At 65.3% G+C, this 21,719-nt stretch carries 21 protein-coding genes; 20 read left to right on the plus strand and 1 reads right to left on the minus strand.

Annotated features, from left to right (window positions below; all coding sequences use genetic code 11):
* The first annotated feature begins 127 nt into the window (after nt 1-127).
* From P8T11_RS21245 to P8T11_RS21285, 9 genes are read left to right on the plus strand one after another with little or no spacing between them, the layout of a single operon-like run.
* On the plus strand, nt 128-1,369 hold the full coding sequence (locus P8T11_RS21245) for an urea ABC transporter substrate-binding protein (protein ID WP_268080166.1): 1,242 nt from the start codon (nt 128-130) through the stop codon (nt 1,367-1,369).
* 7 nt (nt 1,370-1,376) lie between these two features.
* The gene (locus tag P8T11_RS21250) at nt 1,377-2,246 is read left to right on the plus strand and encodes an ABC transporter permease subunit (protein ID WP_268080165.1); all 870 of its coding nucleotides are present in this window, start codon (nt 1,377-1,379) and stop codon (nt 2,244-2,246) included.
* The gene (locus P8T11_RS21255; protein WP_268080163.1) at nt 2,246-3,262 is read left to right on the plus strand and encodes an ABC transporter permease subunit; all 1,017 of its coding nucleotides are present in this window, start codon (nt 2,246-2,248) and stop codon (nt 3,260-3,262) included. Before P8T11_RS21250 ends, P8T11_RS21255 begins: the two co-directional genes overlap by 1 nt.
* Entirely contained in the window at nt 3,259-3,993 is a 735-nt protein-coding gene (locus tag P8T11_RS21260) for an ATP-binding cassette domain-containing protein (RefSeq protein WP_277549696.1), read from the plus strand. The genes P8T11_RS21255 and P8T11_RS21260 overlap by 4 nt, the downstream gene beginning before the upstream one ends.
* Entirely contained in the window at nt 3,977-4,681 is a 705-nt protein-coding gene (locus tag P8T11_RS21265) for an ABC transporter ATP-binding protein (RefSeq protein WP_268080161.1), read from the plus strand. The genes P8T11_RS21260 and P8T11_RS21265 overlap by 17 nt, the downstream gene beginning before the upstream one ends.
* A 13-nt stretch (nt 4,682-4,694) precedes the next feature.
* Nucleotides 4,695-6,221, plus strand: a complete 1,527-nt coding sequence (locus P8T11_RS21270; protein ID WP_268080159.1) for an amidase — start codon at nt 4,695-4,697, stop codon at nt 6,219-6,221.
* Nucleotides 6,218-7,357, plus strand: a complete 1,140-nt coding sequence (locus tag P8T11_RS21275) for a transporter substrate-binding domain-containing protein (RefSeq protein WP_268080158.1) — start codon at nt 6,218-6,220, stop codon at nt 7,355-7,357. Before P8T11_RS21270 ends, P8T11_RS21275 begins: the two co-directional genes overlap by 4 nt.
* Nucleotides 7,357-7,962: an ANTAR domain-containing response regulator gene (locus tag P8T11_RS21280; RefSeq protein ID WP_268082302.1), complete on the plus strand. Its 606-nt coding sequence runs from the start codon at nt 7,357-7,359 to the stop codon at nt 7,960-7,962. Before P8T11_RS21275 ends, P8T11_RS21280 begins: the two co-directional genes overlap by 1 nt.
* Before the next feature lie 8 nt (nt 7,963-7,970).
* The gene (locus P8T11_RS21285; RefSeq protein WP_268080157.1) at nt 7,971-9,125 is read left to right on the plus strand and encodes an iron-containing alcohol dehydrogenase; all 1,155 of its coding nucleotides are present in this window, start codon (nt 7,971-7,973) and stop codon (nt 9,123-9,125) included.
* A gap of 14 nt (nt 9,126-9,139) precedes the next feature.
* On the opposite strand, the gene P8T11_RS21290 is transcribed toward P8T11_RS21285, so the two are convergent.
* Entirely contained in the window at nt 9,140-10,030 is an 891-nt protein-coding gene (locus tag P8T11_RS21290) for a LysR family transcriptional regulator (protein WP_268080156.1), read from the minus strand.
* An 85-nt stretch (nt 10,031-10,115) separates the two neighbouring features.
* Here P8T11_RS21290 and P8T11_RS21295 point away from each other — a divergent pair, with 85 nt between their 5' ends.
* The 11 genes from P8T11_RS21295 to P8T11_RS21345 all read left to right on the plus strand — a co-directional run bounded on the left by P8T11_RS21295 (nt 10,116) and on the right by P8T11_RS21345 (nt 21,716).
* Nucleotides 10,116-10,961: an HpcH/HpaI aldolase/citrate lyase family protein gene (locus P8T11_RS21295; RefSeq protein ID WP_268080155.1), complete on the plus strand. Its 846-nt coding sequence runs from the start codon at nt 10,116-10,118 to the stop codon at nt 10,959-10,961.
* Nucleotides 10,962-10,997: 36 nt separating this feature from the next.
* Nucleotides 10,998-12,269, plus strand: coding sequence for a CaiB/BaiF CoA transferase family protein (locus P8T11_RS21300; protein WP_268080154.1), 1,272 nt, complete (start codon nt 10,998-11,000; stop codon nt 12,267-12,269).
* Nucleotides 12,270-12,324: 55 nt separating this feature from the next.
* On the plus strand, nt 12,325-13,329 hold the full coding sequence (locus P8T11_RS21305; protein WP_268080153.1) for a cyclase family protein: 1,005 nt from the start codon (nt 12,325-12,327) through the stop codon (nt 13,327-13,329).
* Between the two features lie 73 nt (nt 13,330-13,402).
* Nucleotides 13,403-14,371: a tripartite tricarboxylate transporter substrate binding protein gene (locus P8T11_RS21310; RefSeq protein WP_268080151.1), complete on the plus strand. Its 969-nt coding sequence runs from the start codon at nt 13,403-13,405 to the stop codon at nt 14,369-14,371.
* Between the two features lie 67 nt (nt 14,372-14,438).
* Nucleotides 14,439-14,897: a carboxymuconolactone decarboxylase family protein gene (locus P8T11_RS21315; RefSeq protein WP_268080150.1), complete on the plus strand. Its 459-nt coding sequence runs from the start codon at nt 14,439-14,441 to the stop codon at nt 14,895-14,897.
* Nucleotides 14,898-14,998: 101 nt separating this feature from the next.
* A complete protein-coding gene (locus tag P8T11_RS21320; RefSeq protein ID WP_268080149.1) occupies nt 14,999-15,916 on the plus strand; it encodes a GAF domain-containing DNA-binding protein in 918 nt (305 codons plus the stop codon).
* Between the two features lie 144 nt (nt 15,917-16,060).
* Nucleotides 16,061-17,206 (plus strand): D-alanyl-D-alanine-carboxypeptidase/endopeptidase AmpH, encoded by a 1,146-nt coding sequence (gene ampH, locus P8T11_RS21325; RefSeq protein WP_268080148.1) that lies wholly within the window; start codon nt 16,061-16,063, stop codon nt 17,204-17,206.
* Between the two features lie 23 nt (nt 17,207-17,229).
* Entirely contained in the window at nt 17,230-18,399 is a 1,170-nt protein-coding gene (locus P8T11_RS21330) for a hypothetical protein (RefSeq protein WP_268080147.1), read from the plus strand.
* 7 nt (nt 18,400-18,406) lie between these two features.
* Nucleotides 18,407-19,990, plus strand: coding sequence for a serine hydrolase (locus tag P8T11_RS21335; RefSeq protein ID WP_268080146.1), 1,584 nt, complete (start codon nt 18,407-18,409; stop codon nt 19,988-19,990).
* Nucleotides 19,991-20,099: 109 nt separating this feature from the next.
* Nucleotides 20,100-20,891 carry a fused MFS/spermidine synthase gene (locus P8T11_RS21340; protein WP_268080145.1) on the plus strand — a complete coding sequence of 264 codons (792 nt, stop codon included), beginning with the start codon at nt 20,100-20,102 and terminating at the stop codon, nt 20,889-20,891.
* Between the two features lie 147 nt (nt 20,892-21,038).
* Nucleotides 21,039-21,716 carry a CsgG/HfaB family protein gene (locus tag P8T11_RS21345; protein ID WP_268080144.1) on the plus strand — a complete coding sequence of 226 codons (678 nt, stop codon included), beginning with the start codon at nt 21,039-21,041 and terminating at the stop codon, nt 21,714-21,716.
* Nucleotides 21,717-21,719: the final 3 nt, after the last annotated feature.

The following is a 21,719-nucleotide window of genomic DNA, read 5'->3' on the forward strand; positions in this document are numbered from 1 at the left end:
CCGGTCTCTCGGCATATCCCAACACCTACTCACGTCTACGCAACTTCGGCGTCGGCCTTTGCTCGTCCGTGCGTTTTGCGCCGGGGGCAAGTGCTGCGCGCCGTCTGCGCACAAGGGGCTTACCAACATGAGCATGAACCGCCGCCAGTTCCTGTCTTCCACCGCCGTTACCGCCGCGTCAGCCACACTGGCCGGCCTGACGGGCACACGCGCCTTCGCCGCCGGCGAAGAGAAAATCAATGTTGCCGCCATCTATGACCTGTCGGGCGGCCTGGATATCTATGGCAAGCCGGTCATGGACGCGCTGCGCTTCGCGGCGGAAGAAATCAACGCCAAGGGCGGCTTGCTGGGCCGGCAACTGAACTTCATCGCCTATGACGCGCAATCGAACATGCAGCTCTATGCGCAGTTTGCGCAACAGGCGGCCTTGCGCGACAAGGCCGCCGTGGTGCATGCCGGGATCACGTCGGCCTCGCGCGAGGTGGTGCGCCCCGTGCTGAACCGTTACCGCACGCTGTACTTCTACGACAACCAATACGAAGGCGGCGTGTGCGACCGGAACTACTTTGCCGCGGGCGTGACGCCGGCCCAAACCGTACAGAAGCTGGCGCCGCATGCCGTAAAGAAATGGGGCAAGAAGGTCTACATCGTGGCGGCCGACTACAACTACGGCCAGATCGTTTCCAACTGGGTGCGCAAGTACGCGGCCGATGTCGGCGGCAAGACCGTCGCCACCGAATTTTTCCCCTTGGACGTGACGGACTTTGGCGCGGCCATTTCGAAGATCCAGGCGGCATCGCCGGACTTCATCTGGTCCGCCCTGGTGGGCGGCGCGCATATGTCCTTCTATCGCCAATGGAAGGCGACCGGCATGACCGGCAAGATTCCGCTTGCCTCCACGACGTTCGCGGGCGGCAATGAACACATCGTGCTGTCACCGGAAGAATGCAACGGCTTCCTGGTTTGCCAGAACTACCTGCAAGAGCTGCCAGGCGCGGTCAACGCCGACTTCGTCAAGCGCTTCCATGCGCGGTACGGCGCCGACTACCCCTACATCACCGAGTTGGCCATGGGCGCCTACCAAGGCTTCATGCTGTGGGCCGAAGGCGTGCGCAAGGCCGGGTCGATCGACCGCATGAAGGTTATCGAAGCGCTGGAATCGGGCGTGGCCATCGACGCGCCCAGCGGCCGCGTGACGCTGGACCCGGCCACGCACCATTGCACGCTTGACGTGCATATTGCTGAAGTGCGCGACCGCAAGCTCAACCTGGTGGAAAGCTTCCCGCAGCAGCAACCCGGCGATACCGCCGCGGTGTGCGACCTGATCAAGAACCCGGCGGACAACCGCCAGTACGCCATCAAGTTCTGAGCACCCCATGGATCTCGTTGCCATCTATGCCATCGATATCCTGGGGGCAATCGCCATCCTCGCGCTCTTGAGCGTGGGGCTGGCGGTTGTGTTCGGGATGATGAAGATCATCAACCTCGCGCATGGCGAATTCATGATGCTGGGCGGGTATGTCGCCATCCTGGCCACCAATCAATGGGGCGTGCCGATCTGGATTTCCATGCTGGTGCTGGCGCCCTTGGCCGTGGGCTTCTTCGGCGTGCTTGTCGAGCATTTGCTGGTGCGCCACCTGTATGGCCGCATGATCGACACCATGCTCGCCACCTGGGGCTTGTCGCTGGCGGTCATCGGCACGGCCACCATGGTGTTCGGCAATACCACCGTCGGCATCTCGTCGCCCTTGGGCGGCATCGCCATCGGGGCGCGCCAGGCCAGTGGCTACACCCTGTTCCTGATCGGGCTGGCGGCCGTGGTGATGCTGGCCCTGTGGTGTCTGCTGCGCTTCACCGACTTTGGGTTGCGGGCGCGTGCCTGCATGCAGAACGCCGCCATGGCCAACGCGCTGGGCATGAATCCCAACGGCGTCTACAAGCTGACGTTCGGTTTGGGCGCGGCGCTGTCGGGCCTGGCGGGCGCGGTGCTCGCGCCGTTGACCGGCGTCATCCCGACCATTGGCGCGGCGTATATCGCCAAGGCCTTCATCACGGTCATCAGCGGCGGCTCGGCCGTCATTGCGGGCACCGTGAGCGCATCGGGCATCTTCGGCGCCATCAGCCAGGGCGTCACTTTTCTTGCCACGCCGGTCTATGGGCAGGTGGCCTTGTTGCTGGCCGCCATCGTGCTGATCCGTTTGCTGCCGCAAGGCATCACCGGTCGATTCTTCAAGCGAGCAATCTGATGCGTGTACCTGTCTTTTCCCTGGCGCTGGGCGCGGTGGCGGTTGCGGCCGCCGTGGCGCTGCCCTTGGCGGTCGATATGTTCAGCCTGCTGTCCATGACGGTCTATCTGGTCATGGCCTTGCTGGCCCTGAGCTTGGCTTTTGTCTGGGGCCACGGCGGCATCCTGTGCTTTGGCCAGGCAGCCTTCTTTGGTCTTGGCGCCTATGCCTGGGCCGTCGGCGCGTTCAACTTCGGGCCGGGTCTGGGCGCGCTGGCGTTGGCGGTCGCGGTGCCGGCGGCGTTCGCGGCGTTGCTGGGCTATTTCATGTTCTACGGCAAGATCAGCGACGTCTATCTGGGCGTCATCACGCTGGCCGTCACGCTGATTCTGTTCAATCTGATGAATTCCACGTCGGGTGACAGCTATCGCATTGGCGAGGCCCTGTTGGGCGGATTCAACGGTATCCCTTCGATTCCACCATTGACCCTGCCCGGCGCCGCCGAACCGCTGTCGCCAGAAGGCACCTTCACGCTGGCGGCGCTGGTGCTCATCGCCGCCTATTTCGGCTTGCGCGCGGTCATGGCGTCGCGCTTTGGCCGGGTGGTGGCTGCCGTGCGCGAGAACGAGCAACGCGCCATGCTGCTGGGCTACAACGCCAGCTTCTACAAGCTGGCAGCCTTCACGCTGGGGGGGGCGCTGGCGGGCCTGGCCGGCATGCTCTACGCCAACTGGGGCGCCTTTGTCAGCCCTGGTGTGTTTGGCCTGGCGCAGTCGGCGCAGATCATCATCTGGGTCATTGTGGGCGGGCGCGGCACGCTGATCGGCCCCATCATCGCCTGCGTTGCGTTGCAAGCCATGGTCACACGGCTTGGTGCGCAACATACGGTCGATACCGGCCTTGTGCTGGGCGTGATCCTGATTCTGTTCGTGCTGCTGATTCCGCGTGGGCTGGCGCCCACCATCGCGGATGCCGCGCGTCGCTTATGGCGATCGTCGTCGCGTTCGGCCACGCCAGCCGTCAAGGAGCAAGCATGAACGACATGTTGTTGGAGACGCAGGGTCTGAGCGTCAGTTTTGGCGGCGTGCACGCCGTGCGCGACGTGGACTTTCGCTTGCGGCGTGGCGAGGTGCGCTGCCTGATCGGCCCCAACGGGGCAGGCAAGAGCACCTTCTTCAAGATGCTGTCGGGCCAGTTGCGGCCCAGCCGGGGGGAAATCCGCTTCAAGGGAAAGCCGCTGCGCGGACTGGCCACGCACGAAGTCGCCCGGCTGGGCATCGGCATCAAGACGCAGGTGCCCAACGTCTTTGAAGGGCTGGATGTGCTTGAAGGCTTGCGGCTGGCCGCGGGCCGTCGCAGCGACGGTAACCCTGCCGACATTGCCGCGCAGGTACTGCAAGAGATCGGCCTGCAATCCGTGGCGCATCAAGCAGTCAATGCGTTGGCGCACGGACAGCGCCAATGGGTGGAACTGGGCATGATCCTGGCCTCGCGTCCCGAACTGGTGTTGCTGGACGAGCCCGCCGCCGGCATGACTCAGCACGAGGTTCGCAAGACGGCGGACCTGATCGCCGCCATCAACCGGCACAGTACCGTGGTGGTGGTGGAACACGACATGGCATTCATCCGCCTGATTGCCGGCCGCATCACGGTCTTCAACCAGGGCGAGGTGCTGGCCGAAGGCAGCTTTGACGACATCATGGCGCACGCGGAAGTGCGTGCCGCCTATCTGGGCAAGCAAGGAGAGCCGCATGCTCGCAGCGCATGAACTGAAGGCCGGCTATGGCCGCATTCCCGTGCTGCATGGCGTGGGGTTCGAGATGGCCGCGGGTGAGTTCACCGGTGTGCTGGGTCGCAACGGCATGGGCAAGACCACGCTGCTGCGCACGCTGATGGGTGAGCTTCCGCTGACCGGGGGCTCACTGACCATGGAGGGCAGGGACCTTGGCGCGTTGGCGCCGTATGCGCGCGCTCGTCATGGGCTGGGCTTCGTGCCGCAGGGCCGACAGATCTTTCCGGCGTTGACCGTGGCCGAAAACCTGCGCATGGGGTGCGTGAAACAACTGAGCCAGGCTGACGTCAAGATCGCGTCGGTGCTGAAGGTATTTCCGCGTTTGCAGCGCCTGCTGGACCGGCCGGGCGGCAGCCTGTCTGGCGGCGAGCAGCAACTGCTGGCGCTGGCTCGCTGCCTGTGCGGCGACCCCAAGCTGATGTTGCTGGATGAACCCACCGAAGGTATCCAGCCCTCAATTTGCGACGAGATCGTCGAAGCCTTGCAGAACCTGCGGGCTTCCCATGGCATTGCCATTTTGCTGGTCGAGCAAGACATCGATTTCCTGTGCGCCTTGTCCGACCGGATCCTGGTGCTGGAAAAAGGCGAACTCATCGCCGATGTGCCGACCGCTTCCACCACACCCCAAGAGATCGCCCGGCGTTACGGCGGTCTGCAATCCTGATACGGAATTCGAGATGTCCCTTCCCCGTCCCACTCTGGAAGCGCTGGACCAGGCCGCGCGTCGCATCGGCCTGAATCTGGACGACGCCACGCTGCGCGCCTACGACAGCATTCTGGAAGCCACCTTTGCCGACTATGACCAGGTCGACGCCATGATCGACCAGCCGCCGGTGGTGCGCTACCCGCGCACCCCAGGCGTACAGCCCGAAGACAATCCGCTCAACGCCTGGTACGTGCGCACCGAGATCGACGGCCGCCCGGACGGCCCGCTGGCGGGCAAGCGCGTGGTGTTGAAAGACAATATCTGCCTGGCGGGCGTGCCCATGATGAATGGCGCGGCCACGCTGCGCGGCTATGTGCCCGACCAGGACGCCACGGTGGCCACGCGCATCCTGGACGCCGGCGGCCGCATCGTGGGCAAGGCCCATTGCGAATATTTCTGCGTGTCCGGCAGCAGCCACACCAGCGCGGCCGGCCCGGTGCGCAACCCGCGCAACCCGGCGCATGCGGCGGGCGGCTCCTCGTCCGGCGCGGCGGCGCTGGTGGGCGCCGGCGAAGCGGATATGGCCATCGGCACCGACCAGGGCGGTTCCGTGCGCATACCGGCCGCCTATTCCGGCATCTATGGCATGAAGCCCACTCACGGCCTGATTCCGTACACCGGCATCATGCCCATCGAAATGACGCTGGACCATGCCGGCATCATGAGCGCCACCGTGGCCGACAACGCCCGCTTGCTGGATGCCATCGCCGGCGCCGACGGTCTGGACCCGCGTCAGCAGAACCTGCCCGTCGAACGCTCCGCTTACGCCGATGCGCTCGACCTGCCCGCGCAGGGCCTGCCCTTGAAAGGCCTGCGCGTGGGCGTGGTGCCGGAAGGGTTTGGATGGAGCAACAGCGATCCCGAAGTCGATCGTGCCGTGCGCCAGGCCGCCGGCCACCTCGCCGCGCTGGGCGCCGAGGTAAGCGAGGTGCCCGTACCCCTGCATCGCAAAGGCCACGCGATCTGGACCCCGATTGCCGTGGAAGGCACGACACAACAAATGAAGGGGTATAACTACGGCACCAACTGGAAAGGGCTCTATGTGACCGGATTGATGCAGGCGCAGCGCCACTGGCGCGATCACGCCGACGAGTTCCCGCATGACGTCAAGACCTGCCTGCTGGCGGGCGAATACTTTCATGCGCGCTACGGCGGCCAGTACTACGGCAAGGCCCAGAACCTGGCACGCCGCCTGCGCCTGGCCTATGACCAGGCGCTCAAGCAAGTGGACATGCTGCTGATGCCCACGGTGCCGATGCGCGCGCCACGCCTGATCGACGCCAACGCCACGCCGGACGTGTTTGTGACCCGCGCCTTGGAAATGAATGCCAATACCGCCCCGTTCGACGTCACCGGCCATCCGGCCATCTCGGTGCCCTGCGCACTGCGCGACGGGCTGCCCGTGGGCATGATGCTGGTGGGCCGCCATTTCGACGAGCCCACGCTGTACCGCGCGGCCCGCGCCTTCGAGCGCGACCTTGATTGGACGGTGTTGTGAGCGCGCGCGACGGCCACCGGGTCGGCCTGCTGTTCTCGCACGAGAGCCTGACAGCCGCCACCGAGATCACCCAGGAAAACGCCACGCTGATGGCCATCGACGAGGTCAACGCGGCCGGCGGCATCGATGGCGTGCCGCTGGTGCCCGTGAGCGCGCGCGTGGGCGCGCAGCCGCCCGATTACCGTCAGGCGGCCGAATGGCTGTGCGACAGCCAGCGCGTGCCGCTGATCTTCGGCACGCATATGTCCAGCACGCGCAAGGCCGTGCTGCCGGTGGTGGAAAGCCGCCGCGCGCTGCTCTTTTACGCCACGTTGTACGAAGGCTTCGAGTATTCGCCGTATTGCTTCTACACCGGCTCCGTGCCTAACCAGAATTCGGTGCAGCTTGCCAGCTATGTGATCCGTCATTTCGGCAACCGGGTGCTGTTCATCGGCGGGCAGTACGTCTACCCGCGCGAGTCCAACCGCATCATGCGCGAGCTCTACGAACAGGCCGGTGGCGAAGTCGTTGACGAGGTCTATCTGCCGCTCAATGCGCCGCAGGAAGATCTGGCCGAGGTGCTCAAGCGCGCCGTGGCGCTGCGCCCGGACGCCATCTACTCGACCGTGGTCGGGCGCGACATCGTCAAGCTCTATCGGGCCTATCGCGAGCTGGGACTGGATCCGGCGCGCATGCCGATCGTCAGCCTGGCCACCAACGAAACCGATGTGGCCGCGTTGACGGCCGAGCAGGCCGAGGGCCACATCACCGCCGCGCCCTACTTCGCCACGCTGGACACCGAACCCAGCCGGCGTTTCTCGCGGGCCTACCAGGCTCGCTATGGCGAAGACAGCCCCATCACGGCGGGGGCCGAAGCCGCCTACTTCCAGGTGCATCTGGTGGCCGACGCCGCCCGCCGCGCGGGCGGTCTGGCCTTACCGGCGTTGGTCAATGCCCTGAACGGAGCCAGTTTCGAAGCGCCGCAGGGCCTGGTCACCATCGATGGCGACACCCAACACACCTCGCTCTGGCCGCGCATTGCCCGCGTGAACGCGCGGCGCCAGTTCGAAATCATTTACTCGGCGCGCGGCGCGGTACGGCCGGTGCCGTACCTGGTGGACCACGCGCTGGACCCCGAGGCCCTGGCCCTATCGTGATGGCGCCTCGTAACCGGCCCGCGCGCAGCAGCACCGCGCTGCGCGAACTCAACGGCCTGCGCGTGATGGTCCTGCTTCCGCAGGACGCCGAATCACGCTTGCTGATGTCGCACTTGAAGCGCATCGGCTGCGTACCGACGCAACAATGGCCTTTGCCCGAGCGCCTGGGCGCGGATGCCGACGTGGTGGTGCTGCCGATTGAAGAAGACCAGCGCGAGGCCATCCAGCAGCTGGCGGACAGCCTTACCGAGCTGAGTCCGCCATTGGTCGGCATCGTCGAATACGAAAACCCCGCCACCCTGCAACTGGTGCTGCAAAGCGGTTGTACCGGCGTCATCGAACGCCCGATCCGGCCCTTCGGCCTGTTGACGCAATTGCTGCTGGCGCGTACCGCGTGGCGCCAGCAGGCCGCCACGCTGGCCCATGTGCGCAAGCTGGAAGGCCGCTATGCTGCTGCCAGCAAGGTGGCTACCGCCAAGACCTTGCTGATCGCCCGCGAGGGCATTACCGAACACGAAGCGCATCGCCGCATCCAGAGCCGTGCCATGGCCACGCGCTCGTCGCTTGAAGACGTTGCCCAAATCCTTATCAACGAACTGTCCTGAACGCATCCATGACCGCCTTCTCATTCCAGACTGTTGCCCATCTTGTCGTCGAACCCGGACTGGTCCGCCGCTTGGGCGCGTTGCTGCGCGAACGATACGCGGGCGAACGTGCCGTGCTGGTGACCGACGCCTTCCTGCATCGCAGCGGCGCATTGCAGCCCGCGCTGGACAGCCTGGCCGCCACCGGCTGGCAGACGCTGGTGATCGACGATGTGGTGGCTGACCCGCCTGAAGCCGTGGTCGAGGCCGCGGCCGCGCGCACCCGCGCCTTCAATGCCGACATGGTCATCGGATTCGGCGGCGGCTCGTCCATGGATGTGGCCAAGCTTGTGGCGGTGTTGTGCCAGGGCGACCAGCCGCTGTCGGCCATGTATGGCATCAACCAGGTGCACGGCAAGCGCCTGCCGCTGGTACAGGTGCCGACCACGGCCGGCACTGGCTCGGAAGTCACGCCCATTTCCATCGTCACTACCGGTGCAACCACCAAGAGCGGCGTGGTCGCGCCGCAGCTCTATGCCAATGCCGCCTTTCTGGATGCAGAGCTGACCGTCGGCCTGCCGCCAGCCGCCACGGCCGCCACCGGCGTGGACGCGATGGTTCACGCCATCGAGGCCTACACCAGCAAGCGGCTGAAGAATCCGCTGTCGGACCACCTGGCGGTGCTGGCCCTGAAGTTGCTCAGCGCCAATCTGCTGACCGTGTGCCGTGACGGCGGGAACCTTCAGGCGCGCTCCGACATGCTGTTGGGCGCGATGCTGGCCGGGCAGGCGTTTGCCAACGCGCCCGTCGGTGGCGTCCATGCCTTGGCGTATCCGGTGGGCGGCATCTTTCATGTGCCGCACGGGCTGTCCAATGCCTTGGTGCTGCCCGCCGTGCTGCACTTCAATGCCCAGGCCGCCGCGCCGCTGTACGCCGAGCTGGGTGTGGCGGTGGGCCTGCCGCCAAGCGCGGACGCCGCGTCCGGCGCTGCCGCCTTCATCGCCTTCCTGGAAGACCTGATCCGTCAGGCGCAGTTGCCCCAAGGCCTGCGTGCGGTGGGAATTACCGAAGCCGACCTGCCCGCGTTGGCCAGCTCGGCCATGGTGCAGCAGCGCTTGTTGATGAATAACCCGCTGCCCATTGACGAGGCGCAGGCGCTGGCCATCTATCGCGCGGCGTACTGAGCCGCGCATAGCCCTTACTGGCCGCCTTCTTGCACCTTGCCGTACTCCCCCACCGCGATGTCGCGAAACGCCCGGATCAGCGCCAGCCGGGGTGACACCCTGGACCAGATCAACCCGAAGCGGCGCGGCTCGCAGTGTTCGGGCAACGGCAAAGCCAAGAGGCCCAGCCGCTCGATCGCGCCATTGGTTGATTGCGGCAGGATCGCCACGCCCAGGTCGCGGCTGACCATCACCGCGATCGACTCGACGGCGTTCAGTTCGAAGCGTTCGCGCGGCGTGATGCCCACGCGCCGCAGATAGTCGTCAACATGACGGCCGCCCCAGTCGCTGCGTTGATAGCGGATGAACGGCTCGGTGGTCAGCAGGCTGTGCGGATGCCGCCCGGCATGGCGGGGCGCCGCTGCCAGCACATAGGGTTCTTCGCGCAGCAACTGCCAGCCCAGGCTTTTGGAGAGCGGGTAAGGCGCTTCCAGGGCGATGGCGGCGTCCAGCTCGCCGCTTTCGATGGCGGGATAGAAGCGCACCGAGTGCCCCGGCTGAATCTCCACGTTGATCAGCGGATGGCGGCTGACCAGGTGTTCCAGGATGGCCGGCACCATGGAATTCAAGGCGGTGTTGCCCGCACCCAGCCTGAGCTCTCCCATCATTTCGTCGGACCGCGCCAGGTAGCGGATCTTCTCGATACGCTCCAGAACCTCGCGCATGGGGCCGATCAGTTCAATCGCCTTGGCCGTCAGGTGCACCGTGCGGCCGGCGCGCGCCACCAGCAGCACGCCCAGTTCCTGTTCCAGTTTGCGCACTTGCTGCGCCACGGCGCCATGGGTCAGCCCCAGGCGCCGAGCGGCCTCGGCCATGGAGCCATGCTGGCCCACGGCGGCTAGCGTATGTAGGAAGTCGGTGTTCATAACGATAGATATTCTATCGTCTTATCGTAATTTGGCTGTCCCCTGACGGCGTGGCGCAGCGCCACAATGCCACCAGGAGGCACCAATGAGAAGCAAGCTATTCGTGCCGGGTTCGCGCCCGGACCTCTTCGATAAAGCCATGGCCAGCCAGGCGGATGCGCTGTCCTTCGACCTGGAAGACGCGGTTGCGCCCACCCGCAAGCAAGAGGCGCGCAGCGCCCTGGCCTACTGGTTGGCGTCGCCCGGTTTCGCGGCGGCACAGGCCCTACATCCCAAGAAAATTATCGTTCGCGTGAATGCGGCCGATACCCCGTACTTTGCCGCCGACCTGGACGCGTTGGGCGGCTTGCCGATTGACCTCTTGAATCTGCCCAAGGTGGAAAGCGTCACGGCGCTGTGCGAGGCTGCCGGCCAAGCCATTGCCGCCGGCTTCCAGAATGAGTTCCTGATCACCGTGGAAACCCCGCGCGCCTTGGCCAGCGCGGCCGAATTGGCCGCCGCGCATCCGCGTGTGGCCGGTTTGCAATTGGGCCTGGCCGACCTGTTCGAGCCGCTGGGCATAGACCGTTATCAACCCGAAACGCTGCGCGCCGTGATGCTGTCCTTGCGGTTGGGCGCGGGTTGCGCGGGCAAGTACGCCATGGACGCGGCCTATGCCCGCGTGCGCGATGCCGAAGGTTTTCGCGCCGAAGCGAAGCTGGCCCGTTCGCTGGGCTTTCTGGGCAAGTCCTGCGTGCACCCCAGCCAGATCGCCATTGCCAACGAGGTGTTCGGCTTCAGCGCCGAAGAGGTTGCCGAGGCCGAACGCATCGTATCGGCCAGCCGCGAGCAAGACGGCGTGGGCGCGTTCCTGCTGGACGGAAAAATGATCGACGCGCCCTTCGTGCAGCGCGCCCGCGACGTGCTGCTGGCAGCCGGCCGCGCGGCCTGAAGCGCGCCGGGCCATGAATATTGAGTGAAGCGAAATATGGAATTTGAATCTTCCGCCAGCCTGCCGCTGGCAGGCATCAAAGTGCTGGACCTGAGCGCCTACATTGCCGGCCCCTACGGCTGCGCCTTGCTGGGCGACATGGGTGCCGACGTGATCAAGGTTGAGCCGCCCGAAGGCGACAACCTGCGCAAATACCCGTCAACACTGGCATCGGAAAGCCGCGCCTTTCTGGGCATCAACCGCAACAAGCGTGGCCTGTGCCTGAACCTGAAGGACGAGGCCGGCCACGACGTGCTGCTTCGGCTGGTGCGCGAGGCCGACGTGCTGGTCCACAACTTCCGGCCGGGTGTGCCGGAACGGTTGCGGATCGACTTCGCCACCCTGTCGGCCGTGAACCCGCGCCTGATCTATTGCGCCATGACGGGCTATGGCGCGGTGGGCCCGATGGCGCGCCACGCGGGTTACGACCAGGTGCTGCAATCGATGACGGGCATGTGCGCGGCGCAGGCCAAGGCCGACGGCCCGCCCGAAGTGTTGTACGGATCGGTGGTGGACTACTACGGCGCCGCGTTGATCTCGAACAGCGTGTCGGCGGCGCTGTACCAGCGCGAGAAGACGGGCCGGGGCCAGGCCATCGAGGTCTCCTTGCTGGGCAGCGCGCTGGCCATGCAATCGGCCCGCCTGGTGTGGGCCGAAGGCGAGCCGCGCCACATCGAGCGCGACATGCGCTCGGGCGGTATCACGGGTATTCATCCCACGCGCGAAGGCCATCTGTATTTGTCAGCCAACACGCCGCATTTCTGGCGCGCGCTGTGCGGCCATCTGGATCTGCCGGAGCTGGCGGACCACCCGGATTACGACACCGTCAAGAAGCGCGCGGCGCAAGCGGCCGTGCTGGTGCCGCTGGTACGCCAGGCCTTGTCGCGCGCATCGGCCCGTGAATGGGCGGAGCGCTTTGGTCAGAGCGTGCCCTGCGCCGAGGTGCGGCCGGTGGAAGATATGTTCGACCACCCGCAGGTTGAAGCGATGGGGCTGATGCGCCCCTATCACAGCAAGCAGGCGGGCAATTATCTGGGCCTGGCGCAATGGGCGCATTTCGGTGCGTTTGGCGATGCCCAGGCCAGCGTAGGCAAGACCTCCGAAGAAGCCACCGAGAACCCCACGGGAAGCGCCAACGAGGGCACCAACAACGGCGCAACCGCCCGCGCTGCGCCGAGTCTGGGGGAACACAGCGAAAAAATACTGTCCACCCTGGGATACACCACGCAGGAAATCGAGCAATTAATGCAGTCCGCCGTGGTGCAATAAGCCGTAACAAAACGATAGCAAAATTCGTCCATCGCAGGACGAGGAGACAGCAGCCATGAATCAAGCAAGCCGCTACCGGCATCGGCCGGAAGGATCGAATTGGGGAGACTTCGGGCACGACGACCAGCTCGGCACCCTGAATCATCTGGACAGCCAGGCGCGCTTGGCCGCCATTGCTGAAATTCAGACCGGCCTGTCGTTCTCGCTTAGCCTGCCGCTGAACGTACCGCGCGCGCCGGTGCTGAACCCGCGCCGCAAGGGCCCGGTGATCCAGCCCGCTGAAAAGAATGGCGTGCCGGTCTACCGCTACCCCCTGGCGCGCGACGTGCCCGGCGCCACCGACGTCGTCAGCGATGACCGCGTCACCCTGTCGCCGCAGTACTCCACACAATGGGACGCGCTGGGCCATGTGGGCTCGATGTACGACGCGCATGGCACCGGCGACGCACAGCCCACCGGCTACAACGGCTTTGCCGTCAGCGAACCGCAAGCCGACAACTTCACCGGCACCCAAGACCTGTCCATCGCGCCGATGGCACGGCACGGCATTCAGGGCCGTGGCGTGATGGTGGACCTGCGCGCCCGCTTTGGCGATGCGCACCGCAAGGTGTCCTACCGCGACCTGATGGACGTGATGCAGGCCGATGGCGTGCAGGTGAAGCCGGGCGACGTGCTGTGCCTGCACACGGGTCTGGCCGATCTGGCGCTGACCCTGGGCGACGACGAACAAGACCGGCTCAAGACCAGTTGCTGCGTGCTGGATGGCGCGGATGCGCAACTGCTGGCCTGGATCAAGGACAGCCGCATCGCGGCCATCGCCGCCGACAACCACGCGGTGGAACTGCGCAACCATCATCTGGACACGGGCACGGGGCCGCTATTGCCCCTGCACGAACAATGCCTGTTCAAGCTGGGCCTGCCGCTGGGCGAGCTTTGGCACCTGACCCCGCTGGCGCAATGGTTGCGCCAGCATGGCCGACACGCCTTCTTCCTGACCGCCGCACCGATGTACGTGCCCGGCCTGGTGGGCGCGCCGGTCAACCCCATCGCGACCGTCTGACTTTTTCCGGCGGATCGCGCCACGATTCCATGATCCATTTCACATCCCCGTAGGGGGGACTTGAGGAGCACACATGAAGAAGACCTACATCGCGGCCCTGGCCGCCACCATTGGCCTGGCCAGCGCGTTGGGCACGGCCCACGCCGCCGGTTATCCCGACCAGCCCATCACGCTGGTGGTGCCGTATTCCGCGGGCGGCGGCGCCGACAACGCCGCGCGCATCATCGCGCAAGGCATGAGCGAAGTGGCCGGCCAAAGCGTGGTCATCGAAAACAAGGGCGGCGCCAGCGGCGCGATCGGCGCGTCTTACGTGGCGCGTGCGAAGCCGGACGGCTACACGGTGCTGTACGACGCATCCGCCTTCGCCATCAACCCGGCGCTGCGCAAGCTGCCCTACGACGTGAAGAAAGACTTTGTGCCGGTCTCGCAGGCCATCAGCGTGCCGAACATCCTGGTGGCGGCGCCCGGCTCGGCCTTCAACAACCTGCCTGACTTCATCACGGCCGCGCGTGCCAACCCGGGCCGCTACACCTTCGCGTCCTACGGCCCCGGCAGCCTGGCGCAGATGGCCGCCGAACTGCTCAAGAAAGACGCGGGCATCGATGTGGTGCACGTGCCGTACAAGGGCGGCGCCCCGGCCATCGTTGACGTCATGGGCGGGCAGGTCGACGTCTATTTCGCCAACGCCGCGTCCAGCCTCAACTACGTCAGCGGCGGCAAGCTGAAGGCGCTGGCGGTGTCGTCGGCCAAGCGCATGCCCGAACTGCCGAAGGTGGCCACCGTTGGCGAAGCCGGCATCAAGGACTTTGACGTGTCGGAATGGAACGGCTTCTTCCTGCCCGCCGGTTCCGACCCCGCCGTGGTCGCCAAGCTGCAAGACCTGGTGCAAAAAGCGCTGGCTCGCCCCGACACCCGCGAAAAGCTCGGCAAGCTGGGCCTGACTGCGGTGGGCAGCAGCGCGGCTGACTTCGCCAAGTTCGTTGACGCCGAACAAGTGCGCTGGGCCGAAGTCGTGAAAGCCAATAACATCTCGGTGAATTGATCGATAGGGGGGCGCGGGCGGATTCTGTCCGTGCCCCTGTCCTGAAGCAGTCACGGGAGGTGCATAGATGAGCCGGGAAGACGATTTCGAACGCGGTTTGGCCAACCGCCGCGCCGTGCTGGGCGATGAATGGGTGCAGCGCTCGCTGGACCGCGCCACCACGTTCACGGCCGACTACCAGAACCTGATCACGCGCTATGCCTGGCACGACATCTGGAGCCGCCCGGGCTTGCCGCACAAGGCCCGGCGCATGATGGTGCTGGCGGTGACGCTGTCGCTGGGCCGCTGGGAAGAGTTCGAGCTGCATGTGCGCGCCGCGTTGACGGCGCCGGATGACTCGCGCCTGACGCCCGACGAGCTCAAGGAAGTATTGCTGCAGAACGCGATCTACGCGGGCGTGCCGGCCGCCAACACCGCGTTCAATCTGGCGCAGGCCATCCTGCGCGAGGTCGCCGACCAGATCGGCTATGACCTGACGGCCGCGGACCCGCGCCAGGCGGATCTGTTTGGCGGCGCGTCTTCCTGATTCAAGCTTGTCTTTGCCCGGGGCCGGAGTGAAAATCGCCGCTTGGCGTGCTGCGTGGCAGCACATGGACGATGTCAGATCCGGTCGCCAGGGGAAACGCCGTGAAGGATGCAGTCCAATACCAGACGCACACCGTAGCCGAGCTTGCACCTGACTCATCGCTGAAGTGGCTGTACCGATGCGCGATGAGCTTGCTCAAGCATCCTGTCGACGACGCCATCGCCGAGCAGTTGTCCTTCATGGGCGAAACATCGGATGTCGACCGCGCCTGGTTCATCGAATACCGGCCCGACATGCTTCGGTTTCGCAACACCCATGAATGGTGCCGGGGCCAGACGCAACCTTTCGTCGCCGAGCTTCAGGATGTGCCCACGACGCTGATCGCGTGGCTGCACAAGTTCATGGTGCAAGGCTATGCCGTGGCCATCCACGATGTGCACGACCTGCCGCGCACCGCGCGCATCATCCAGGCGGAATTCGTGCGCCAGGGCAACAAGAGCGTGCTGAGCGTGCCGGTATTCCACGACAAGAAGCTATGCGGAATCATCGGCTTCGACACCACCGTCCTGCATCGGACCTGGTCTGTCGCCGAGATCAACGCCTTGTACCAATGCGCCAATCTGATCGGGCAGGCCAAATATTCGCAACGCCTGGAGAGAAACCGGAAGGCGATGCACGAAAGCTCGATGTCGGTGGTGTATCTGACAATGCGCGGCGTGGTGCGCGGCGTGCAGCCCGAGACGATCGTGGGTGTGCGATCGGCCGGCAACTACAGCGAGATCTGGCTGGAAGATGGCTCAATGGTGCTGGACTCCCGCGCCTTGGGGCTGTGGTCGACCTTGCTGCCCGAAAAGATTTTCTTCCGGGTCCACCGCACCGCCATTGCCAACGCTTTGCATGTCATGGACGTCGACCGCCGCAGCGTCGACAAGTGGCTGATCCGGATGCGATCGGTGGAGAGCGCCTGGCCGGTGTCGCGCTCGTACCGACGCTTGCTGCGCGAACGCATGGGGATTTGACTCGGGGATTTGACCCCCGCCGCCATGCCATTCGTCATGCCGGAATGTTGTTTCGTCCTTGCAATGTGGCCAATGCCGAAGTTTTTGGGATCATCTCGCTTGGCGGGGTTTCCCGCTTTCCCGAGCTATCTAGAGAGAATCGGCATGCTGGCGTCTCGCGTCCTTTCACGCTTTACCTTCCTGGCTGTTGCCGCCTCTTGCGTACTGGGTACCGTCCCCGCCCGCGCCACCGACCTGGCCTTGCAAGATGCCGTGTCCATGGCCGGCATGCAGCTGTACCTGAACGCCGGCGCACCCGCCCTGATCATCGCCGTGGTGCGCGGCGATGACGTGGTCATTCAGGGCTACGGCGAGACGGCGCCGGGCAACGGCGTAGAGCCGGACGAACATTCCATCTTCAGGATCGCATCGGTCTCCAAGGTATTCGCTGGCGACGTGCTGGCATCGCTGGCGGCCCAGGGCAAGCTCAAGCTGACGGATCCCCTGGCCAAGTACGCGCCCGACAAGGCCACCGTGCAGACCCAGGGCCGCCCCATCACGCTGCTGGACCTGGCCACGCATTCGGCGGGCCTGCCGCGCGAACTGCCGGACCCGAACGCCAAGCCGTCCGACAACCCCTTCGCCGCTTTCGACCGCGCGTATTACTGGAAGTGGATCGGCGCCAACCCGCCCGCCTATCGGCCCGGCACCACCACCCTGTACTCGAACCTGGGCTTCGGCCTGCTGGGCGATGCGCTGGCCCGGGCGGGGGGCGCCGACTATTCCACGGTGCTGGCCAACGAAGTCCTCAAGCCCGCCGGCCTCGTCGATACGACCAACGTGCTGAACGACACCCAGAAAAAGCGCTTGATGACGGGCCTGGATCCTTTCGACAAACCGGATCCAAACGCGCCGGTGCCTGACGTGATGTACGCCAGCGCCGGCATCTATTCCACGGCGGGCGACATGGCGCGTTGGATGCGCTGGCATCTGGACGGCGCCAGGCAAGGCAAGGAAGCGTTCACCCTGGCCCACACGATGTGGCTGCCGTATGACGGCTTGAAGTCCGTGGTGGGCACGGAAGTGACCGACGCCGATGGCATGGGGCTGGGCTGGGTCGTCAGCCTGCCCCGCGATGGCGCGCCGCTGCTGCTGGGCAAAAGCGGCGGCCTGGGCGGCTTCATGAGCTATGCGGTGCTGTCGCCCAATCGTGGCCTGGGCGTGTTCGTCGTGGCCAGCCGGGTCAACTTCGCCATGTTCGGGAACATCCATTCCCAGGTGCGCGAACTGGCGGCCGAGCTGGCGCGGTGATCGGGTCTGGCCGGCGCCCTGCAATGGGCGCGCGTATTGCAGGATCGTTTTGCCAGGCTATTGCCTTGTTCGCCCTGGCGGCCAGCGCCGCGTCCGCGCAAGAAGGACCCGACCCCTTCAAGACCGAGATCTTCCTGACTCCCTACAGCCAGCTGGGAGACGGTGCGGACGCCTATCCCCACGTGAATGGCCGCTTCTTGCTGATGACCGGCTACACCGGGTTCTTCGGCATCCAGGATGACAACGGACAGATTCCGCGTTCGCATTGGAGCAGCGTGCAGCCCACGGCGGAAGCCGCGCTGGTTCTGCAACTGACCCAGCGGTTCTCGATCCGCACCAAGGCCACGTTGAACTCATCAAACAACGAAACGCAAGACAACGCGTTTTCGGATCTGGGCGTGGACCTGGACAACCTGTTCGCCGCCTACACCGCGGACCGCTACGCGCTGTATGCCGGCAAGATGGACTTGGGCTTTGGCGACGCCTGGCATGTCGTCGACGGCTTGTACAGCGGCTTTAACGAGAACTCGGAGTTTCGTGGATCCATCGGCCTGGGCGGCCGCTACACCTTCGACGCCGGCGGCCATGGCACGCATTCGGTGGCGGCGGTGCTGTTCAAGCGCGACGACACGGCTTTGAATCATCGGCTTAGCGTGGACGACGGATTCCTCCGGCCCGACCAGCCGCCAGCGTTCAGCGACCAACTGAAATCCTTCATCGTGTCTTATGACTTTCGTGGCTTGCCGGGCTGGGATGGGTTGTCGGGCGGGGTGGACGCCGGCCGCCTGCATGTGGACCCGGGCCAGGGCGAAAGCGCCAACACGGTTTCCGCCCGGCTTCGTTACGACGCGCCGCTTGCCAACGCCTGGAACCTGAGCTGGTTCAACGAAGCCACCTTCGCCAGTGCGTTCCGGGGGGCGCCGGTGGGCAATGGCAATGGGGTGACGTCGGTATCGCTGTCGCGCGAGCGCTGGCAATTCACCGCCACGGCCGCCGCGCGCAAGTTGTCCGGCAGCAACGGCAAGCTGGCGCAGTACGGCTTGCAAGACGATTGGGACTGGGCGCTATCGGGCGCGGTCACGTACGTGACGCCGATGGGCTTCATCATTCAGGCCGGCATCACGCATCAGCGCGATCAGGCCATCCGCATCAACCAGGGCGTATTCCGCATCGCGTATCAAGCGGGTTTCTGAGGGCACCATGACGAACAAACACACCATCATCGCCAGCCTTGTCGTTCTGGCTCTGGGCGGTTCGATGACGGCGCGGGCGCAGCCCATCGCCATTGAAAACCATGCCAGCCCGCCCGCCGACGCCATCGCGATCCCGGCGGGCAGCAAGGACCTGGCGGTGAAGACGCTGCCGAGCATCGTCCAGGACATCATGGCGCGCAGCCAGGTGCCAGGCATGGCGGTGGCGGTCGTCATCGACGGCAAGACGGTGCTGGCGCAAGGCTGGGGCACCCGCGAAATCGGCAAGAACGCGCCCGTGGATGCGCGCACGGTGTTCCAGATTGCGTCCATCTCGAAGTCGCTGTCGGCCACCGTGGCGGCCATCGAGGTGTCCAAGGGCGCGGTGTCGTGGGATGACCCCGTTGCGCGGTATCTGCCGGACTTTGCGCTCAGCAACGCCTATGTCTCCACGCACGGCACCATCGGCGATTTCTTCGCGCACCGTTCGGGCCTGCCAGGCACGGCGGGCGACGACCTGGAAGACCTGGGCTACACGCGCAACGAGGTCATCGCGCGGCTGCGGCTGCAACCCCTGGACGCCTTTCGCACGTCGTATCACTACGCCAACTTCAGCACGACGATAGGCGCCGAGGCGGTCGCGAAGGCGGCGGGCCAACCGTGGGAAAGCCTGGCGCAAGACCTGCTGTTCAAGCCGTTGGGGATGACGTCGACCAGTTATCGCTACGACGACTTCATGGCGCACACCAATCGCGCCGTGCTGCATGGCTATCAAAAGGGCGCGTTCGTGCCGCTGGGGCAACGCAACGCCGACCAGCAGGCGCCGGCGGGCGGCGTGTCGTCCACGGTGGTGGACCTGGCGCAATGGCTGAAGCTGTTGCTGGCCAACGGCCAATATCAGGGCAAGCCCATGATTGCCGCCAGCGCGCTGCTGCCTGCCTTGTCGCCGCAATCGTTCAGCGCGCGCTCCCACGATATCGACGCGCGTTCCGGGTTCTATGGCTATGGTTTCAACGTCAACACGGAGCTGGGCGGACGCCCGTCGATGGGGCATTCCGGCGCGTTTCTGATGGGCACGGGCACCACGTTCAAGATCGTGCCGTCCGCCGGCATCGGCATCGTGGTGCTGACCAACGGAGCGCCGGTGGGCGCGGCGGAATCCGTGGCGGCCACCTTCATCGATACGGCGCTGTACGGCAAGCCCACCCGCGACTGGTATGCGGCCTATCACGGCGCCATGCTGGGCTTCTTTGCGCCGCAGGCCGATCTTTCCGGCACCGCCAAACCCACGACCCCCGCGCCCGCCAAGCCGCTGCGCCAATATGTGGGCCGCTATGACAACGCCTATTACGGGCCTGCCGAGATTCAGGAGGCCGACGGCGCGCTGACGCTGGTGCTGGGGCCCAAGGGCATGCGCTTTCCGATGACGCACTGGGACGGCGATACCTTCGCCTTCGCGCCCGCCGGGGAAGCGGACCTGGTCGACTCGCAGGCGTCCATCGTGTTCAAGACGGATCCAGGCCAGGGCCAGGCCAGCGGCCTGGACATCAAGTTCTACGACGATGGTGGCCTGGGGCACTGGGTCCGCAAGTAGGGGCAAGCCGTCGCAGGCGCGGTAGGGGCGGGCCATCGCAAGCGCGCGGCGTGATGGCCGGCCTATTGCTGGTGGTATCTTGTGCCTGTTTTCACCACAAGCCCCGCCCATGTCCGACCCCCATCTTCCCGCCGACGCATCGTCATCCGACTCGGCGCCTGGCGACGAGCCCGCGGCCATCCACCGGCCTTTCGTCCAGAACGCGGGCACGCGCCGCACGCTGCATTTCACGCAGAAGGAAATCCAGAGCAGCATGTCGGTGCTCAACCCCGATGCGCTGGAAATCGAATACACGCGGATGATGATGGGCTTTGTGCTGTTCAAGCCCGAGCCCGCCCGCATCCTGATGGTGGGTCTGGGCGGCGGCTCGCTGCCCAAGTTCTGTTATCGCTACCTGGCCGGCGCCCAGATCGAAGTGGTCGAGATCGACCCCGCCGTCATCGCGCTGCGCGACACCTTCATGGTGCCGCGCGACGACCACCGCTTTCAGGTCATCCAGGCCGACGCGGCCGACCATCTGCGCGGCCTGTCGGACCACGCCGACGTGATCTTCCTGGACGGCTACGGCGTGGGCGGCATCCCCGATGCCCTGTGTTCGGAGGCGTTCTACGCCGACTGCTTCCGCGCGCTGCGCGACGACGGCATCCTGGTCATCAACTATCACGTTAACCACCCCATGCACCACGACTACCTGGCTCGCGTGCGCGCCGCGTTCGGGCCGGCAATGTTCGAAGTGGTGGATGACGACATGACCAACAGCATCGTGTTCGCCTGCAAGGGCGACCTGCTGAACGACCCCGCCGCCGCCGAACTGAAGCGCCCGGCCTCGATACCCCGGGACGCCTGGCGCCAGTTGATGCCGACGATGCGGGTGATCGGAGCGACGCGGGAGCTTCGATAAACCGCTGCCTAATAGAAGATAGCTGGCGCACAGTCAAGATATTTCAATACGTGACTAAGTAATTCACTTGTTTATAATCGGCGCTCAATTTAATGGGCGACAGATGCCCGCCCTGCCTTATTGGCTTCGGGCCGGCTGGAGAAAACGATGTTGAACAAGGTCGTGAAGATTGGCGCGTTGGCAGTGTTGTCGACGATTATTTCGGGCTGCGCTACCGAGCGCTCGCAAGCCCTGGCCGTGCCCGCCGTACAGGCGGCAAGCAAGCCCTACCAAGGGGTGCGCAGCCCGATATCCGTGGGCAAGTTCGATAACCGCACCAACTATTTGCGTGGCGTGTTCTCCGACGGCATCGACCGCCTGGGCGGCCAGGCCAAGACGATCCTGGTCAGCCACCTGCAGCGCAGCGGCCGTTTTCAGGTGATGGACCGCGACAACCTCTCCGAGATCGCCCAGGAAGCGGGCTTCAACAAGAAGGCCAACCAGATCAAGGGCGCGCAGTACGTGGTGACGGGCGACGTGACCGCCTTCGGCCGCAAGGTCACGGGCGACCAGCAACTGTTCGGCATTCTTGGCCGTGGCAAAGAGCAAGTGGCCTACGCCAAGGTGGATCTGAACGTGGTCGACGTGACCACGTCGGAAGTGGTGTATTCCGCGTCGGGCGCCGGCGAATACAGCCTGTCGAACCGCGAAGTGATCGGCTTTGGCGGCACCGCCAGCTATGACTCGACCTTGAACGGCAAGGTGCTGGACCTGGCGATCCGTGAAGCCGTCGACCGCCTGGTTGAAGGCATCGAACAAGGCGCCTGGCAGCCTTCCGCGAAATAAGGG

Source organism: Achromobacter spanius (genome assembly GCF_029637605.1).
Taxonomy (GTDB): domain Bacteria; phylum Pseudomonadota; class Gammaproteobacteria; order Burkholderiales; family Burkholderiaceae_B; genus Achromobacter; species Achromobacter spanius_E.

Coding starts and splice junctions, on each gene's coding strand:
- P8T11_RS21315 (WP_268080150.1), top strand. CDS start 14,439: ATGAGCCGGGAAGACGATTTCGAACGCGGTTTGGCCAACCGCCGCGCC.
- P8T11_RS21280 (WP_268082302.1), top strand. CDS start 7,357: ATGGCGCCTCGTAACCGGCCCGCGCGCAGCAGCACCGCGCTGCGCGAA.
- P8T11_RS21265 (WP_268080161.1), top strand. CDS start 3,977: ATGCTCGCAGCGCATGAACTGAAGGCCGGCTATGGCCGCATTCCCGTG.
- ampH (WP_268080148.1), top strand. CDS start 16,061: ATGCTGGCGTCTCGCGTCCTTTCACGCTTTACCTTCCTGGCTGTTGCC.
- P8T11_RS21295 (WP_268080155.1), top strand. CDS start 10,116: ATGAGAAGCAAGCTATTCGTGCCGGGTTCGCGCCCGGACCTCTTCGAT.
- P8T11_RS21340 (WP_268080145.1), top strand. CDS start 20,100: ATGTCCGACCCCCATCTTCCCGCCGACGCATCGTCATCCGACTCGGCG.
- P8T11_RS21305 (WP_268080153.1), top strand. CDS start 12,325: ATGAATCAAGCAAGCCGCTACCGGCATCGGCCGGAAGGATCGAATTGG.
- P8T11_RS21255 (WP_268080163.1), top strand. CDS start 2,246: ATGCGTGTACCTGTCTTTTCCCTGGCGCTGGGCGCGGTGGCGGTTGCG.
- P8T11_RS21335 (WP_268080146.1), top strand. CDS start 18,407: ATGACGAACAAACACACCATCATCGCCAGCCTTGTCGTTCTGGCTCTG.
- P8T11_RS21345 (WP_268080144.1), top strand. CDS start 21,039: ATGTTGAACAAGGTCGTGAAGATTGGCGCGTTGGCAGTGTTGTCGACG.
- P8T11_RS21250 (WP_268080165.1), top strand. CDS start 1,377: ATGGATCTCGTTGCCATCTATGCCATCGATATCCTGGGGGCAATCGCC.
- P8T11_RS21300 (WP_268080154.1), top strand. CDS start 10,998: ATGGAATTTGAATCTTCCGCCAGCCTGCCGCTGGCAGGCATCAAAGTG.
- P8T11_RS21270 (WP_268080159.1), top strand. CDS start 4,695: ATGTCCCTTCCCCGTCCCACTCTGGAAGCGCTGGACCAGGCCGCGCGT.
- P8T11_RS21290 (WP_268080156.1), bottom strand. CDS start 10,030: ATGAACACCGACTTCCTACATACGCTAGCCGCCGTGGGCCAGCATGGC.
- P8T11_RS21310 (WP_268080151.1), top strand. CDS start 13,403: ATGAAGAAGACCTACATCGCGGCCCTGGCCGCCACCATTGGCCTGGCC.
- P8T11_RS21285 (WP_268080157.1), top strand. CDS start 7,971: ATGACCGCCTTCTCATTCCAGACTGTTGCCCATCTTGTCGTCGAACCC.
- P8T11_RS21245 (WP_268080166.1), top strand. CDS start 128: ATGAGCATGAACCGCCGCCAGTTCCTGTCTTCCACCGCCGTTACCGCC.
- P8T11_RS21330 (WP_268080147.1), top strand. CDS start 17,230: ATGGGCGCGCGTATTGCAGGATCGTTTTGCCAGGCTATTGCCTTGTTC.
- P8T11_RS21260 (WP_277549696.1), top strand. CDS start 3,259: ATGAACGACATGTTGTTGGAGACGCAGGGTCTGAGCGTCAGTTTTGGC.